Genomic DNA, 15,787 nt, shown 5'->3' on the forward strand with positions numbered 1-15,787 from the left:
GATTCGCGCTTCGTTCTCGTCAGGCACGGCTTACACGGATGCGGCCAGCGCCGCCACCCGATGCGCCAGCCGATGCCGTGCCTCCGGCACCGGACGGTGGCGGGCCCCGAAGGCGTCGCGTTCCAGGAAATGGCCCGTCAGGCGCAGGCCGGCGTCCCAGCCAGCGGGGTCGCCGGCGGCCTCATCAGTCAGCAGGAAGCCCGGCAGGGCCAGCAGCCGGTCACCGTAGGGCGCGGCTGCCTCGGCGGACACCGCCCGCCCCGTGCGCGGCGAGACATGGGTCAGCCCGTCCCGCACCCCGGTCACGGCGCAGGCCGACAGGTCCAGTCCGTAGCCGAGTTCCGTCAGCACCAGGGCCTCCCAACGCACATAATCGGCCAGCACATCCTCCGCGCCACCCGCCAGATGGGCGATGACGGACACCAGGGCGTGGAACGCGCGCGGATGCGCTTCCCGTTCCGGCAGGGCATCGGCGGCGATGGCGCAGGCCGAGGAGAGCAGCGCCAGCGCCAGCGGGTCCTCCATGGCCAGTGCGGCGGCCGGGTGCACCATCTCCCCGGACAGCGCGCCAAGCTGGTCGGCCAGCCGTGCGATCCAGCGCGCCTCGATCAGGTTGCCCGGCAGCCAGAGCCCGGCCTGGGCGCGGGATGCGCCTCCCTTCGCCAGGCCCGCATGCCGGCCGTGCTCCTCGGTCAGCAGGGTGACGACGGCACCGCCTTCGCCATGCGGACGGACCTCCAGCACCACGGCGGGGGCGGCCCATTCCACGCTCATGGCCCGGGCGTCACCCCATGTCCTCGAGGCCGATCGCCCTGATCCGCGCCCGTTCCTCGTCCCAGCCGGTGCGTTCCTTCACGTTCAGGAACAGGTGCACCGGGCGTTCCAGCAGCTTGGTCAGTTCGATCCGCGCGGATTGCCCGATCGCGCGGATGCGCGACCCCTTGTCGCCGATCAAGATCGCCTTCTGCGTGGCACGGGAGACATAGATCGTGCAGTCCACCCGCACCGAGCCGTCATCATTCTCCGTCCACTGCTCGGTCTCGACCGAGGCATGGTGCGGCACTTCCTGGTGCGTCTGGCGCAGGATCTGCTCGCGCACGATCTCCGCCGCCAGCATGCGGTTGGGCAGGTCCGACAGTTCGTCCTCGGGGAACAGGTACGGCCCCGGCGGCACCGCCGCGGCCATGTGGTCCTGCAGCCGATCCACCCCCTCGCCTTTCTCGGCCGAGATCATGAAGGTCTCGGCGAAGGGCAGGATGGCATTGAGTTCGGCGGTCAGCGGCAGCAGGCGTTCGCGCGGGATCAGGTCGGTCTTGTTCAGCGCCAGCCAGACCGGCTGGCGCGACTTGGCCAGTCCTTCCGCGATCTTGCGCACCGCATCCGTCAGCCCGGCCCGCGCATCGACCACCAGCAGCGCCACATCGGCATCCTGCGCGCCGCCCCAGGCGGCGGCGACCATCGCGCGGTCCAGCCGCCGGCGCGGGGCGAAGATGCCCGGCGTATCCACCAGGATGATCTGCGCGCCGGCATGCATCACCACCGCGCGGATGCGGAAGCGCGTCGTCTGGGGCTTGGGCGAGACGATGGTTACCTTGGTGCCGGCGATGCGGTTCACCAGGGTCGATTTCCCGGCATTGGGCGCGCCGACGATGGCAACCAGGCCGCAACGCGTCGTGGTCATGCTTCGACCCCCAATAGCCAAGCCTCGGCCGCGGCGAGTTCCGCCGCACGCTTGGAATCACCCGTGCCTTCGGCCTCACGGCCCGCGGCCAGCACGGCGATAACGAAGAAAGGCGCGTGGGACGGGCCGGCTGTCGAGACCACGCGATACTGCGGCAAACCAAGCCCACGCCCCAGCGTGTATTCCTGCAGGCGGTTCTTGGCCGAGACCGGCGGCTTCACATCGGCATCGAGCAGCGCAGCCCAATGGCGACGAACGACGCCGCGCGCCGCCTCAAGCCCGCCATCGCGATAGATCGCACCGAGCAGCGCCTCCACCGCATCGGCCATCACCGTCTGGCGGGCGCGTAGACCCGCGCGTTCCTCGCCCGGCGGGATGCGGATGGCCTCGGCAAGGCCCATCGCCTCGCCAACCCGGGCCAGCGCCTCGGCCGCCACCACGGAGGACAGCCGGCGTGTGAGATTGCCTTCGCGCTCGGCGGGAAAGCGGTCGATCAGCCATTCGGCCATCAGCAGGCCCAATACGCGGTCGCCCAGGAATTCCAGCCGCTCATTCGAATCGAGCTGGCCACCGCGCGCATCGGCGGCGCTGCGATGCGTCAGCGCTTCCGTCAGCAGCGCTGGATTGGCGAAGCGGTGGCCGAGGCGGTCCTCGATCCCGCTCATCGGACGCCGGAGAAGATCCGGCTCCAGCGGATGGCGAAGGGCCAGGCCCAGACCTCCCACCAGGAGGCCGAGCCATCCACCGAGAAGAAGATGAATTCCGCGCGGCCGACCAGGTTTTCGATCGGCACGAAACCGACGGCATTCATCGCCCGGCTGTCGAGGCTGTTGTCGCGGTTGTCGCCCATGGCGAAGACATGGCCTTCGGGGACGCGGAACTCCACGGTGTTGTCGAACGGCCCGTCATCGGTCGATTCGAGGATCTGGTGCGAGACCGGGGGCAGACCGGCCGAGCCCGGCAGCGTCTCGCGATACAGGCGCACGGTGATGCGCGGCCCATCGCCTTCGACCGTATAGGGGCCGAGGCTTTCGCGCGGCACCTGTTCCCCGTTCACGTAAAGCCGCCCGGCGCGCACCTGGATGCGGTCGCCCGGCAGGCCGATGATGCGCTTGATGTAATCCGTGGTGCCGTCGCGCGGCAGCTTAAACACCGCGACATCGCCGCGCCGCGGCAGCGACCCGAAGATGCGGCCGTTGAACAGGTTCGGGCTGAACGGCATCGAATGCCGCGAATAGCCGTAGGAGAACTTCGACACGAACAGGTAGTCGCCCACCAGCAGCGTCGGGATCATGGACCCCGATGGGATGTTGAAGGGTTCGAAAGCGACGGTCCGGATGCCGATCGCGATCAGCGCGGCATAGACGATGGTCTTGACGCTTTCCAGCCAGCCGCCGGTCGCCTTCTTCTTCAACATCGTATGGGGTGCTTCGACGGCCTGGTCAGGGGTGGGCACCGCGTCGGGCGGCGCGGAGGCGGCAGGGAAAACAGCGGGGGGGCGCGCTGTCAAGGAAGCGGCACGGCGGTGATGACCACCATGGCCTGCGCGTAGGGGAACTCATCGGTCATGGTCAGCGCCACATCGGCGCGGTGGCCGGGCGGGGTGATGGCGGCGAGCCGTTCGGCCGCCCCGCCCGTCATGCGCAGCGTCGGCTGGCCGGAGGGCAGGTTCACCACGCCGAGGTCACGCCAGAACACCCCGGCGCGGAAGCCGGTGCCGAGCGCCTTCGACGCTGCCTCCTTGGCGGCGAAGCGCTTGGCGTAGGTGGCGGTGCGGATGCGCTCGGTGCGCCGTTCCGCCTTGGCGCGCTCGACCGGCGTGAAGATGCGGTCGAGGAAGCGGTCGCCATGCTTCGCGATGGTCTTTTCCAGGCGGCGGATGTCGAGGACATCCGAGCCGATGCCGATGATCATGGGTGGTGCGGTGCCCCGGGCGGGAAGGATGGGCGCGGCGGTGCGCTGGTGGGGGCGCTCAGCGGGGCAAACCGGAAGGGGCTTTGCCCCCTCCGGGCCACCCCCACCAAAGGCCATGGGGCCTTTGGAATGCCGTCACCCGGCGCCGGGCACGGCCGATGGGCCGACATGAATGGGTGTGCGGCGGGCACGGTGCGCGGGCGGCGGGCGCGGCGCGGCCTTGCCATCGTGTCGTGACCGCACCGCTCGCCGCCAGGTATCGGTTTCCAAAGGCCCACTGGCCTTTGGTGGGGTGGCCTGGAGGGGCAAGGCCTCTCCAGCCTTTCTTCGCCCCGCATCATCCCTTCGCCCGCTCCACCTGCGTCACCCCCGTGCAGGCCCGCAGCGCGGCGAGGATCGCGGCCAGGTGCGCGGTGTCGCGCACCTCCACATCCACCAGCACCTCGCACCAGTCGCCCGCCCGGTTGACGATGCGCAGATTGTTCACCGCGCCATCCTGCCGGGCGATCGCCGTGGTCAGGCTCGCCAGCGCGCCGGACTTGTTCTCGGCCGTCAGTTCGATGCGCCCGACATGGGTGCCGCGGACGCCATCCTCATATTCCCAGTCCACGTCGATGAAGCGTTCGGGTGTGGCGGAGAAGGCTTCAAGCCCGTGGCAGTCATTCTTGTGGATGGTGACGCCGCGGCCGGTGGTGACGATGCCGACGATGCGGTCGCCGGGCAGCGGATGGCAGCAACCGGCGAAATGCACGGCCATGCCGGCGACCAGGCCGGTGATGCCCATGGCCGCTTCGCCGCGCCGAGGGCTGGTGGGCCGCTCGGCCTTGCCTGCCGTCAGCAGCGGGCCGGTGCCCAGGCGCCCGCGCGGCCGCGCCAGCGGCATCTGGTCCACGCTGCGCGCCGGCGTGCGCAATTCGGGCACGGCGGCGGTCAGCACGTCGCGCGGCGTCAGGTTGCCCGAGGCGACGGCCACGCACAGCGTCTCGAAATCCGGCTGCTTCAGCGTCTTGACCGCGGGCTCGACCAACTTTTCCGAGAAGTCGAGGCCAGCGGCGCGGAATGCTTTGGCGATGGCCGCGCGGCCTTCTTCCTTCTGCGTCGCGCGCTGGCGGGCATGGACGAAGCGGCGGATGCGCGCGCGCGCCTTGCCGGTGGCGACGAAGCGTTCCCAGGCCGGGTTCGGCGTGCCGCCGCGCGCGGTGATGATCTCGACCTGGTCGCCGTTTTCCAGCGGGTGGCGCAGCGGCACGATCTTGCCGTTGACCTTCGCACCCACCGTGTTGTCGCCGACCTGGCTATGCACCTGGTACGCGAAATCCACGGGCGTCGCGCCGCGCGGCAATTCGATCAGGTCGCCCTTCGGCGTGAAGCAGAAGACCTGGTCGCGATGCAGTTCCAGCTTGGTGTGGTCGAGGAAATCCTGCGGGTCGGAGGCGGATTCGAGGATTTCCAACAGGTCGCGCACCCAGGGGTAGCGCTTGCGCGTGGTGCCGCCGCCTTCGCCCTGCTTGTAGATCCAATGCGCGGCGACGCCGAATTCGGCGATCTCGTGCATCTCCCGCGTGCGGATCTGCACCTCGATCTTGGCGTTGCGCCGTTCGGGCACCGTCACGCCGGTGTGCAGCGACTGGTAGCCGTTGGTCTTGGGCGTGCTGATCCAGTCCTTGAAGCGGCCGGGCACCACGCGATAGGCGGAATGGATGCCGCCGAGGGCCGCGTAGCAATCGTGCTTGTCCTTCACGATGACGCGGAAGGCCATGATGTCGGACAGCTGCTCGAACGCGACGTTCTTGCGCTGCATCTTCAGCCAGATGGAATAGGGCGATTTCTCGCGGCCCAGCACCTCGACCTGCTCGACGCCGTTCTCGGCGAGCACGCGGCGAAGATCCTGCTCGATCTCCTCGATCAGGTCGGCCCCCTGCCCGCGCAGATAAGTCAGTCGCGCGGCGATGGTCTGCCAGGCATCGGGGTTCATCTCCCGGAAGGACAGCGTCTCGATCTCGGTCTTCAGCGCGTCCATGCCGATGCGTTCGGCGAGCGGGGCGTAGATCTCGATCGTCTCGCGTGCCGTGCGGGCGCGCTTCTCGGGGCTGCCCTTGCCGCCCAGGGTGCGCATGTTGTGCAGCCGGTCGGCGAGCTTGACGATGAGGACGCGGATATCCTCGCTCATGGCGAGGACCAGCTTGCGGAAATTCTCCGCCTGCTTGGTGCGTTCGGATTGCAGTTCGAGGCGCGTCAGCTTGGTGACGCCATCGACCAGCCGGGCGACTTCCTTGCCGAAGCGCTTCTCCAGCTCCGCCAGGGTGACGCCGGTATCCTCGACCGTGTCGTGCAGCAGCGCGGTCGCGACCGTCGCGGCGTCAAGCCGGTAGCCCGCCAGGATGTCGGCGACGGCAAGGGGGTGGACGATGTAGGGCTGGCCGTCCTCGCGCCGCTGTGGCGCATGCGCCTCGGCGGCCAGCGCGTAGGCGCCCTCGATCAGCTTGAGGTCGGCCCGGGGGTCGTAGGCGGCGACCTTGCGGGCGATTTCCGCGCCGGGATTGGTCGCCTCCTGGGTGCGCAGGCCCTCGGGGGCCTGTGCGGGGCCGGATCGTCGGGTGCCGATGGCGCCCTGGCCCATGCGCGGCTCCCTCACGCCATGGACGCGCCGCGCGGCGTGCCCGAGCTGCGGCTGCGGCCCGCTCCAGCGGTCACCCCACCAGCATCCTGGATGGGTGGCCGGGTGGGTGTGCGGGCCGGTGCCGTCATGCAGGAACCCCTAGCGCTTGCCGCCCAGTTCCGCGGCGATCGCCGCTTCGATGTCGTCGGGCGAGAAATCCTCGGAGGCAGCTTCCGGGAGGGTTTCCTCCTGGACTTCCATGATGCCGAAGATGTTCTCGTCGGTGGCGATGATGTCCATCACCTCCTCCTCGGCGGGCTCGGGTTCCGGCGCGCGGGACAGCGACTTGATCAGGTCGCCTTCCAGGCCGGCCAGCTCCACCTTCTCCTCGGCGATCTCGCGCAGGGCGACGACGGGGTTCTTGTCGTTGTCGCGCTCGACCTCGATCGTCTCGCCACGGGCAATGTTGCGTGCGCGCTGGGCGGCGAGCAGGACGAGTTCGAACCGGTTCGGGATCTTCTCGATGCAGTCTTCGACGGTGACGCGCGCCATGGAGGCTCCAAACACGTTTGGGGGCGCGCGGAAGTGGGTCCGTCGCACCCGGAAATGCCGGTGAACCCTCCACATAGCCATGGGCTCGCTGCACTGCAAGGCGAAAGCCGGTCAGGCCGACGGCAGGCGGCGGATCTCCTGCGGATCGAGCATTGCGATCAGGGCCTGCACGCCCTTGCCCAGCACCGGATGCACCCAATCCGGCGCCACCTCGAAGAGCGGCCGCAGCACGAAGGCGCGCGCGGCAGCCCGCGGATGCGGCAGGATCGGCGCCGGCCCGGGCCGGACCCGGCCGCCAATGTCGATCAGGTCGAGGTCCAGCACGCGCGGCGCATTGGGATACGGGCGGGCGCGGCCGGCCTGGTCCTCGATGGCGTGCAGCGCGGCAAGCAGCGCCCCGGGTTCCGCCACACCCTCCAGCCGCGCCACGCCATTGATGTAGGGCGGCGATCGGGGGTCGGGCGGGATCGGCGCCGATTCCCACCAGGAGGAGACTGCTGCGACCCGCATGCCGGGAATGCGGCCAAGCCGGCCGACCGCCCATCGGCAGGTCTCGCGCGCCGTCGTGCCGTCCGCCCGTGGCAGGTTGGCCCCGATCGCGACCAGCGCGGTCTCAACGGCCATGGCGGGCCGCCGGACCATGACAGCCCCGCGCAAATTGTGTAGCGGGCACACGGCCGGGCCTATCCGGGCAGCGGGCGGAGTATGCGGAAATGGCTGGCACCATGCGGCGATCGGGCGGGGCGGAACGGGTTGGGGTGTTCGTGGATGGAGCGAATCTCTACCACACCTCGCGCGCGCTGGGCTTCGAGATCGATTTCGCCCAGTTGCTCGACTATTTCCGCGGCGGTACCTACCTCGTGCGCGCCTTCTACTACACCGCGCTGATCGAGACCGAGGACTACTCCCCGCTGCGCCCGCTGACCGATTGGCTCGCCTATAATGGCTGGCAGGTGGTCACCAAGCCCGCCAAGCAGCAGACCGACCCGACCGGGCGGCTGCGCCTGAAGGGCAACATGGATGTCGAACTCGCGGTCGACATGCTGGAGATGGCGGTACATCTCGACCATGTCGTGCTGTTCTCCGGCGATGGCGACTTCCGCCGGCTGGTGGAAGCCGTGCAGCGGATGGGCGTGCGGGTGACCGTGGTGTCGTCCACCCGCGCGCAGCCGCCGATGATCGCCGATGAACTGCGCCGGCAGGCCGACAGTTTCCTCGACATCGCCGACATCGCGCCCGAGATCGCGCGGCGGCAGGTGGAACCGCGCGGCCGCGCCGCCGCCCCTGCCCCGCCCGCCAGCCCGGCCGCGGTGCCCCAGGCGGCACGCCCCACGCGCGCGACGCCGGCCGATCCCTACGCCGACGTGGTGCCACCGGAGCCGGAGGCGTGATCGAGGCGCCGGCCCGCGACTGCCCGCTCTGCCCACGCCTGGTCGACTACCGCACCGCCAACCGGGCGGCGAACCCGGCATGGCACAATGCGCCGGTGCCCTCCTGGGGGCCGGTGGACGCGCCGCTGCTGGTGCTGGGCCTCGCACCCGGGGTGCGTGGGGCGAACCGCACCGGGCGGCCTTTCACCGGGGATTACGCGGGCAAGCTGCTGTACGGTACGCTGCTGAAATTCGGCGTGGCGCGCGGCGAATTCCGCGAGGACCCGAATGACGGCATGGAACTGCTCGGCTGCCGCATCGCCAATGCGGTGCGCTGCGTGCCGCCCGAGAACCTGCCGACGCCGGCCGAGATCCGCACCTGCAACGGATTCGTGAAGGCGGAACTGGCGGGGATGCCGGCGCTGCGCGCGGTGCTGGCGCTGGGGGTGGTGGCGCATGGCGCGCTGCTGCGGGCCAAGGGCATCCCGGCGGCGCGCTTCGCCTTCGGCCATAGCGCGATCCACGTCCTGCCCGATGGGCTGCTGCTGGCGGATTCCTATCATGTCAGCCGGTACAACACCTCGACCCGGCGGCTGACGCCGGAGATGTTCGAAGCGGCGGTGCAGGCGCTGCTCACGCGTCTCGAAGGCTGATCCCAAGGGGGCCGGCGTGCATCCGGGCCTGCCACGCCTCGTTCACGACCGGGCCGTCGGCAGGCTGGCACGGCACGCGCCCGCCGAGACAGGCGGGATGGGCGTGCGGACTGCCGGCCGCGGCGAAGGACCGGCCGATGACGCGGACCAGCGCATAGCCGGCCAGGAAGATCAGTGCCCATAGCGCCAGGGCGATGATCATGCCGAGGCCCACGCGGACATGGCGCGGCTGATGGTTGAGGCGCCTGACGGTGCTGTCCCTGGCAAGGCTGGCCGGGCCGGCGTCCCGCGGCGAGGACCCCGGCGCGGCGCGGGCGCCGGGACCCGCCGGTGGCTCGGCGGCGCCATCCGCCCGGCTGCGGGCGCCTTGCCCGTCGGCCCGCCGCCAGATGGCGAGGCGTGACAGTATGGTTGTCAACCGAAGCGGGGCAGGCATGGCCGCACGCCCTCCATCGGCGATGCTGAGGTGCAGAGTTTCGTTCTAATTGGGGAACTGGGTCCCCGGCATCGGCGATTGGTGCCGCAGGATGACTGTTGACCATCGCCCCCATCGGAGTTGTGACCTAGATCACAACCCTCAATATTTTCAATCTGTTTTTCGCTTCAGAATTCTTCATGGACACCCCGGATACTTGATCGATCCGGTCATGAATTGTTCATGAAATAGAACGTATCGGCCGAATTCCTGGGTATTTTGGCCCGATGTACCTGCTCATTCGCCATTATCTGGCATGACAGGAATCCTCGTTGCATTCAAATACCAAAACGAAATAACGCACCGCGCGAATGCTATGAGGATACAGACAACGCGGCCTGGATCGCCCGCAGCATCTCGATGCTCTCCGGTTCGACGCCGGTGGCGAAGCCGCGGACCGATCGACCGTCCCGCCCGACCAGGTATTTGTGGAAATTCCAGCGCGGCTCTCCGCCGCCCTGCGCGGCCAGCCAGCGGAACAGCGGGATCGCCTGCGGCCCGCGCACATGCGACAGCGCCGCCATCGGGAAGTCGATGCCGAATTGCGCGTCGCAGAATTCGCGGATCTGCCGATTATCCGCGCTTTCCTGGTTGAAGTCGTTCGACGGCACGCCGAGCACGGTCAGCCCGCGCGCCTGAAAGCGTTCGTGCAGCCGCTGGAGGGCGGCGTATTGCGGGGTGTAGCCGCAGAAGGACGCAGTGTTGACCACCAGCAGGACCCGCCCACGCCAGGCGGAAAGGTCGTGCTCTCCGCCTTCCAGCGAGGGCACGCGGAAGGACCAGGCCGTGGTCGGAGCGGGGCCGGCGGCCATCAGCAGGGGCGCGGCCAGGATCGCGCGGCCCAGCATCGCGCGGCGACATGCATCAGCCATACCGCTCCTCCGTCCAGGGATCGCCGTGGTTGTGATAACCGCGCACCTCCCAGAAACCCGGACGGTCCTCGGCGAGCAGTTCCACCCGCGTCACCCATTTCGGGCTTTTCCAGAAGTACAACTTGGGCAGCACCAGGCGCACCGGGCCGCCATGCTGGCGCGCCAGGGGTGCGCCTTCCCAGGAATGGGCGAACATCACGTCGGCCTCGGCAAATTCATCGAGGGCGAGGTTGGTGGTGTAGCCGTCATAGCAGGTCAGCGAGACGAAGCGGGCGGTGGATTTCGGCCGCGCGAAATCCAGCAGGTCGCGCGCCAGCACGCCGGCGAAGCGGTTGTCGTAGCGCGACCATTGGGTGACGCAATGGATGTCGCGCACCATCTCGGTCTGCGGCAGCGCCATGAAGCCGTCCCAGTCGAGCGCGAGGCGATTCTCGACCAGGCCTTCCAGCCGCAGGCGGAACTTGTCCTTCGACACGTCCGGCTGCACGCCGAGGTCGAGCACCGGCCAGTCCTTCACCAGCATCTGGCCCGGCGGCAGGCGATCGCGCGTCGGATCGGCATGCGTGCCGGTCAGCAAACGGCCTTCCTCGGCCCAGCGTTCCTTGGTGCGGATCAGCTTGTCCTTGACCGCGCCGGTCAGGGGGATGTCGTCCTCGGCCATGGGGACCTCCTTACCGGCATTACGTGCGGCGCAGGCCCCCGGATGCAAGGGCCGGAAAGTTGCCAGATCGCGCTAACCAGACCTCGGGCGGCTGCGCGCCCGTGGCCGTCGTGGCTACTCCCGCCCCTTGTTGCGCATCATCCGCGACTTGTCGCGCTGCCAGTCGCGCTCGGCGATGGCGGCGCGCTTGTCGTGCTGCTTCTTGCCCTCGGCGACGCCGAGCAGGATCTTCGCCAGCCCGCGTTCGTTGAAGTGGATGTCGAGCGGGACGATGGTGGCACCCTCGCGCGCCATGGCACCCGCAAGGCTGGCGACCTGCTTGCGGTGGACCAACAGCTTGCGCGGCCGGCGCGGTTCGAAATGCGACACGAAGGACCCGGCCTGCCATTCCGGGATGTAGCAATTGAACAGCCACATCTCGCCGTCGCGCTCGCCGGCCCAGGCTTCGGACAGCGTGGCGCGGCCGGCGCGCAGGGACTTCACCTCTGGGCCGACCAGCATCAGGCCGGCCTCGATCGTCTCGCCGATCTTGTAGTCGTAGCGGGCCTTGCGGTTCTGCGCGGCGATGCCGTGCGAGATCAGGCCCTTCTTCTTCGGTGGTGATGTCATTTTACTCTGCCCTCAAACGGCGGGCGGCGGCCATCCGGCCGCCTTGCCTTCGCGCCCTGTACTGTTTGCGCCGGGAACCCCGGTTGGTCTGGGCGCGGTCGCGCTTTGCGCTCGCGGCCCGAGGCACGGCCCCGGGCTGTTTGGTCTTCACATGGCGTCAGTTCAACAGCCCCACCGAGACCATCGCCTCGCGGACCCGTGCCTTGCTCGCCTCGCCGACCGGGGCGAGCGGCAGGCGGCAGTGATCCGTGCTTTTCGCCAGCAGGGACGCGGCATACTTCACCGGGCCCGGCGAGGTCTCGCAGAACAGCGCGTCGTGCAGCGGCACCAGGCGGTCCTGGATCGCCATCGCCTCATCGAGCTTGCCGTCGCGCCAGGCCTTGTGCATCTCGGCGCACAGGCGCGGGGCGACGTTGGCGGTCACGCTGATGCAGCCCACCCCGCCCGAGGCGTTGAAGGCGAGCGCGGTGTGGTCCTCGCCGGACAGCTGGATGAAATCCTCGCCGCAGGCACGCTTGGTGTGCAGCGGGCGCGTCAGGTTCGCGGTCGCATCCTTCACGCCGACGATGTTCTTGTGCTTCGCCAGCCGCCCCATCGTTTCGACCGACATGTCCACCACGCTGCGGCCGGGGATGTTGTAGATGAACATCGGGATGTCGGCGGCATCGGCGATCGCGGAGAAGTGCAGGAACATCCCTTCCTGCGTCGGCTTGTTGTAGTACGGCGTCACGACCAGCGTCGCATCGGCCCCCGCCTTCTTCGCGTGCTGGGCGAAGTCGATCGCCTCGGCGGTCGAATTGCTGCCCGCGCCGGCGATCACCGGCACGCGGCCACGCGCGGCGGCGATGCACATCTCGACGACGCGCTTATGCTCGCCATGGGACAGCGTCGGGCTCTCGCCGGTGGTGCCAACCGGGATCAGCCCCTCGGTGCCCTCGGCGATCTGCCACTCGACCAGTTCCTGGAAGGCTTTGTCGTCCACGGATCCGTCGGCACGCATCGGCGTGATCAGCGCGACCATCGAACCCCTGAACATGACTGCGTCCTCCATCTTCTTCGGCAGCAAGGGCGCAACCTAGGCGCCACCCCCGGCCGGGACAAGGTCGGCGGGACAAGCGACCGGTTGTTCGGCTAGGAAGGCAGCCATGCGCCGCCTGCTCCTCCTCGCCCTGCTCGCCCTGCCGATTCCCGCCACCGCCCAGCCCTGGGCGCCCGAAGGCGCCCGCGTTGCCGGCCGCCAGGCGCTCGCCGCCGCCTCGGCCGGGCGATGGGGGGAGGCCGACAGCTTCGCCGCGGTGGCCGACCCGCTCGCCGCCAAGATCGCGCTGTGGATCCGGTTGTCGAATCGCGCCGCGCCGGCGTCGGCGGCCGAACTCGTCGCCTTCATTGCCGACAATCCGGACTGGCCGTTGCCCGATGCGCTGATCCGCCGGGCCGAGGTGGCGCTGGCCATCGATTCCGACGATGCCCTGGCGCTGCGCCATTTCGCGCGCAACCCGGCGCGCACCCTGCAGGGCACGCTGCGCCAGGCGGAGGCCCTGGACCGCGCCGGTCGCAGCGCCGAGGTGCAAGCCACCCTCCGCCAGGGCTGGGCCGATACCCCCGGCGACGCGCTGTCCGAGGAGACGCTGCTGCTGCGCTTCGGCAGCCAGCTCACCGCCGAGGATCATTGGCGCCGCTTCGACCGGCTCGCCTTCGCGCGCGACTACGCCGGCGCCGGCCGCGCGGCCGCGCGGCTGGCCGGCCCGCAGGCGGCCGCGGCGGCCACGCGGCTTGCCCTGGTGCAGGACAATGACAGCGTGCTGTCCGCCACGCCGACGGATATCGGCTGGGCCTATGAGCAGGCGCGGCTGCTGCGCCGGCGCGACCGCGACGCCGAGGCCGCCGCCGCCTGGGTCGCGGCGGAGCGCTTGCAGCCCGGGCTCGAGGGCGCCAACGCCCGCGCCGTCTGGGCGGAACGGCAGGTGCTCTCGCGCAAGCTGCTGCGGCTCGGCCAGGACCGCGAGGCCTATCGCACCGCCGCCGCGCATGGCCAGGCGACGCCGGGCGAATCGCGGCAGGAAGGCGAGTTCCTCGCCGGCTTCATCGCCCTGCGTCGGCTGAACGACCCGGCCACGGCGCAGCGGCATTTCGTCGGCGTTGGGGAAGGCAGCCGCTCGGTCATCACCCGCGCACGGGCCGCTTATTGGGAAGGCCGCGCACTCGCCGCCCGTGGTGATGCCGCCGGGGCGAGGACGCGCTTCGCCGCCGGTGCGGAGCTACCGGTCGCCTATTACGGGCAGCTCTCGGCGCTGGCGCTGGGCGAGGATGCGGCGCGGCTGTCCGCGCGCATCGCCCGTGCCCCCGCCCCACCCGTGACGCAGCCGCGCGCGGTGGATTTCAGCGGGCGGGAGTTGGCGCGCGCGGTACTGACCCTGGCCGATCTCGGCGATACTCGCCGCGCGAGGATCTTCCTGCTGCGGTTGGAGGATCTCGCCGCCGATGGCACTGACCGGATGCTGGCGGCGCGGCTCGCCGTCCATATCGGCCGGCCGGACCACGCGGTGTGGGTGGCGCGCCGCGCCGGGGCGGCGGGGGACATGATCCTGCCCGAAGGCTGGCCCACCCCCTATCGCCCGCCGGTGACCAGCCCGGAGCCGGCCTACATCAACGCCATCACCAGGCAGGAAAGCAATTTCGATACGGAAGCGGTGAGCGGCGCCAATGCGCGCGGGCTGATGCAGCTGCTGCCGTCAACCGCCGCGCTGGTCGCACGCCAGCTTGGCGTCGCGTATCAGGTCGGGCAGCTCACCGCCGACCCGCAAGCCAATATGCGGCTTGGCGCCGGGTATCTGGACCAGATGCTGAACCGCTATGCGGGTGCGCTGCCGCTCGCCGCCGCAGCGTACAACGCCGGCCCCGGTCGGGTCGACCAGTGGCTCGGCACCTATGGCGACCCGCGCGGGGGCGATGTCGACATGCTCGACTGGATCGAGCAGATCCCCTTCACCGAGACGCGCAACTACGTCCAGCGGGTGGTCGAGAACGTCATCGTCTATCGCGCCGCCGACCCTGCCGCCGCGACGCGGGACCATCCCCTCGCCCCGTATCTGCGGCAGGCGCGGTGACCGGGCAACGCGTCGAGATCCCGGCCCATGACGGGCTGCGCCTGGCGGCGAGCGTCTGGCCGGGCGACCCGCGACGCACGGCACTGTTGTGCCTGCCGGGGATCTGCCGCACCGCGCTCGACTTCGCCGCGCTGGCGGGGCGCCATGCGGGGCGGCGGCGGGTGGTGGCGCTGGATTATGCCGGGCACGGCGAAAGCGCGCGCGCCGGCGAAGCGGAACGCTACCGGCCGGAGGCGCTGATCCGCGACGTGCTGGATGCGATGGCCGCGCTGCACCTGCATCGCGTCGCGCTGATCGGAACGTCCTTCGGCGGGCTTGCGGCCATGGCGATCGGCGTGATGCGGCCGGGCGCGCTGGCCGCCGTGGTGCTGAACGACATCGGGCCGCATATCGAACCGATGGGTCGCGCGGCGGTGGTCGAACTGATCGGCTCCGATCCGTCATTCACCTCGCTGGAGGCCGCCACCACCTGGCTGCGGCAGCGCCACCCGCCCCTGCCCGCGCTCGACGAGGCAGGCTGGCGCGCCTTCACCGCGCGCACCTATGGCCAGGCCGAGGACGGTCTGTGGCATCCGCGCTGGGACATTCGCGTGGGCCAGCAGGCGGTGGGCGACGCGGCCGGCGCGCCGCCCGACCTGTGGCCGTATTTCCACAGCCTGGCGCGGCTGCCGCTGATGCTGGTCTGGGGGCAGGAAAGCCACCTGCTGACGGCCGATACCGTGGCTGCCATGCGCCGGGCGCGCCCCGACATGCGGGTCGTCTCGCTGCCCGGCACCGGGCATGCGCCGACGCTCGAGGAAGCCCCGGTGGTGGCGGGCATCGACGGCTTCCTGGCGGGGCTGGCGTGACGCCGTCGATGCTGGTCGCGACCGTGGGCGGCGTCGGGCGGCTGCGCCCGGCGCCGGGCACCTGGGGTTCGCTGGTCGCCCTGCCGGCCCTGCTGCTGGGGCGCGAGGCCGTGCTGGTCCTCGCCGTGCTGGTGGGCGCGATCGGCTGGGTGGCGGTGTCCGCGGTGCTGCGCGGCCGCCCGGCCGAGGATCCGGGCTGGATCGTGGTGGATGAGGTGGCGGGGATGCTGGTCGCCCTCGCCGCGCTGCCGCCCGATGCCGGCTGGATCGGCGCGGCGGTGGCCTTTGCGCTGTTCCGCGCCTTCGACATCATCAAGCCCTGGCCGGTATCCTGGGCCGATGGGCTGCATGGCGCGACCGGCGTCATGCTGGACGACATCCTGGCCGGGGCGATCGCCGCGGCGCTGCTGCTGCTGTTCGGCTTCGTGCTGCCGGGGGTGCTGTGA

Annotated in this window: 18 protein-coding genes; 5 read left to right on the top strand and 13 right to left on the bottom strand. The window is 70.1% G+C overall.

What is annotated here, in order from left to right; genetic code table 11:
• Positions 1–30: 30 nt before the first annotated feature.
• From recO to folK, 8 genes are all read right to left on the bottom strand, one after another.
• A complete protein-coding gene (gene recO, locus AAFN86_RS19760) occupies positions 31–774 on the bottom strand; it encodes a DNA repair protein RecO (RefSeq protein WP_347545267.1) in 744 nt (247 codons plus the stop codon).
• Positions 775–784: 10 nt separating this feature from the next.
• A complete protein-coding gene (gene era, locus AAFN86_RS19765; RefSeq protein WP_347545268.1) occupies positions 785–1,681 on the bottom strand; it encodes a GTPase Era in 897 nt (298 codons plus the stop codon).
• Positions 1,678–2,346 carry a ribonuclease III gene (gene rnc / locus AAFN86_RS19770; protein WP_347545269.1) on the bottom strand — a complete coding sequence of 223 codons (669 nt, stop codon included), beginning with the start codon at positions 2,344–2,346 and terminating at the stop codon, positions 1,678–1,680. The genes era and rnc overlap by 4 nt, the downstream gene beginning before the upstream one ends.
• The gene (gene lepB / locus AAFN86_RS19775) at positions 2,343–3,098 is read right to left on the bottom strand and encodes a signal peptidase I (protein WP_347545270.1); all 756 of its coding nucleotides are present in this window, start codon (positions 3,096–3,098) and stop codon (positions 2,343–2,345) included. Before lepB ends, rnc begins: the two co-directional genes overlap by 4 nt.
• Before the next feature lie 89 nt (positions 3,099–3,187).
• Positions 3,188–3,595, bottom strand: coding sequence for a holo-ACP synthase (gene acpS / locus AAFN86_RS19780; protein ID WP_347545271.1), 408 nt, complete (start codon positions 3,593–3,595; stop codon positions 3,188–3,190).
• Between the two features lie 337 nt (positions 3,596–3,932).
• Positions 3,933–6,215, bottom strand: a complete 2,283-nt coding sequence (locus AAFN86_RS19785; protein WP_347545272.1) for a bifunctional (p)ppGpp synthetase/guanosine-3',5'-bis(diphosphate) 3'-pyrophosphohydrolase — start codon at positions 6,213–6,215, stop codon at positions 3,933–3,935.
• 138 nt (positions 6,216–6,353) lie between these two features.
• Positions 6,354–6,746 carry a DNA-directed RNA polymerase subunit omega gene (gene rpoZ / locus AAFN86_RS19790; protein ID WP_347545273.1) on the bottom strand — a complete coding sequence of 131 codons (393 nt, stop codon included), beginning with the start codon at positions 6,744–6,746 and terminating at the stop codon, positions 6,354–6,356.
• A gap of 111 nt (positions 6,747–6,857) precedes the next feature.
• Positions 6,858–7,370: a 2-amino-4-hydroxy-6-hydroxymethyldihydropteridine diphosphokinase gene (gene folK, locus AAFN86_RS19795; RefSeq protein ID WP_347545274.1), complete on the bottom strand. Its 513-nt coding sequence runs from the start codon at positions 7,368–7,370 to the stop codon at positions 6,858–6,860.
• An 89-nt stretch (positions 7,371–7,459) separates the two neighbouring features.
• Between folK and AAFN86_RS19800 the strand changes: the two genes are divergently transcribed.
• A complete protein-coding gene (locus AAFN86_RS19800; protein WP_347545275.1) occupies positions 7,460–8,137 on the top strand; it encodes an NYN domain-containing protein in 678 nt (225 codons plus the stop codon).
• Entirely contained in the window at positions 8,134–8,769 is a 636-nt protein-coding gene (locus AAFN86_RS19805; protein WP_347545276.1) for a uracil-DNA glycosylase, read from the top strand. The genes AAFN86_RS19800 and AAFN86_RS19805 overlap by 4 nt, the downstream gene beginning before the upstream one ends.
• On the opposite strand, the gene AAFN86_RS19810 is transcribed toward AAFN86_RS19805, so the two are convergent.
• The 5 genes from AAFN86_RS19810 to dapA all read right to left on the bottom strand — a co-directional run bounded on the left by AAFN86_RS19810 (position 8,750) and on the right by dapA (position 12,422).
• On the bottom strand, positions 8,750–9,205 hold the full coding sequence (locus AAFN86_RS19810) for a hypothetical protein (RefSeq protein ID WP_347545277.1): 456 nt from the start codon (positions 9,203–9,205) through the stop codon (positions 8,750–8,752). The two genes, AAFN86_RS19805 and AAFN86_RS19810, sit on opposite strands and share 20 nt — an antisense overlap.
• Positions 9,206–9,558: 353 nt before the next feature.
• Positions 9,559–10,116 carry a glutathione peroxidase gene (locus tag AAFN86_RS19815; RefSeq protein ID WP_347545278.1) on the bottom strand — a complete coding sequence of 186 codons (558 nt, stop codon included), beginning with the start codon at positions 10,114–10,116 and terminating at the stop codon, positions 9,559–9,561.
• Positions 10,109–10,777, bottom strand: coding sequence for a sulfite oxidase-like oxidoreductase (locus AAFN86_RS19820; protein WP_347545279.1), 669 nt, complete (start codon positions 10,775–10,777; stop codon positions 10,109–10,111). The genes AAFN86_RS19815 and AAFN86_RS19820 overlap by 8 nt, the downstream gene beginning before the upstream one ends.
• Positions 10,778–10,891: 114 nt before the next feature.
• Positions 10,892–11,386: an SsrA-binding protein SmpB gene (smpB, locus tag AAFN86_RS19825; protein ID WP_347545280.1), complete on the bottom strand. Its 495-nt coding sequence runs from the start codon at positions 11,384–11,386 to the stop codon at positions 10,892–10,894.
• Between the two features lie 157 nt (positions 11,387–11,543).
• Positions 11,544–12,422 carry a 4-hydroxy-tetrahydrodipicolinate synthase gene (dapA, locus tag AAFN86_RS19830; protein ID WP_347545281.1) on the bottom strand — a complete coding sequence of 293 codons (879 nt, stop codon included), beginning with the start codon at positions 12,420–12,422 and terminating at the stop codon, positions 11,544–11,546.
• A gap of 109 nt (positions 12,423–12,531) precedes the next feature.
• On the opposite strand from dapA, the gene AAFN86_RS19835 reads away from it, so the two are divergent.
• The 3 genes from AAFN86_RS19835 to AAFN86_RS19845 are packed head-to-tail and all read left to right on the top strand — an operon-like array spanning position 12,532 to position 15,787.
• Positions 12,532–14,493 (top strand): lytic transglycosylase domain-containing protein, encoded by a 1,962-nt coding sequence (locus tag AAFN86_RS19835; protein WP_347545282.1) that lies wholly within the window; start codon positions 12,532–12,534, stop codon positions 14,491–14,493.
• Positions 14,490–15,341, top strand: coding sequence for an alpha/beta fold hydrolase (locus AAFN86_RS19840; RefSeq protein ID WP_347545283.1), 852 nt, complete (start codon positions 14,490–14,492; stop codon positions 15,339–15,341). Before AAFN86_RS19835 ends, AAFN86_RS19840 begins: the two co-directional genes overlap by 4 nt.
• Positions 15,338–15,787, top strand: coding sequence for a phosphatidylglycerophosphatase A (locus AAFN86_RS19845; protein WP_347545284.1), 450 nt, complete (start codon positions 15,338–15,340; stop codon positions 15,785–15,787). The genes AAFN86_RS19840 and AAFN86_RS19845 overlap by 4 nt, the downstream gene beginning before the upstream one ends.

It is taken from the genome of Roseomonas sp. CAU 1739 (assembly GCF_039839775.1).
Lineage (GTDB): Bacteria > Pseudomonadota > Alphaproteobacteria > Acetobacterales > Acetobacteraceae > Neoroseomonas.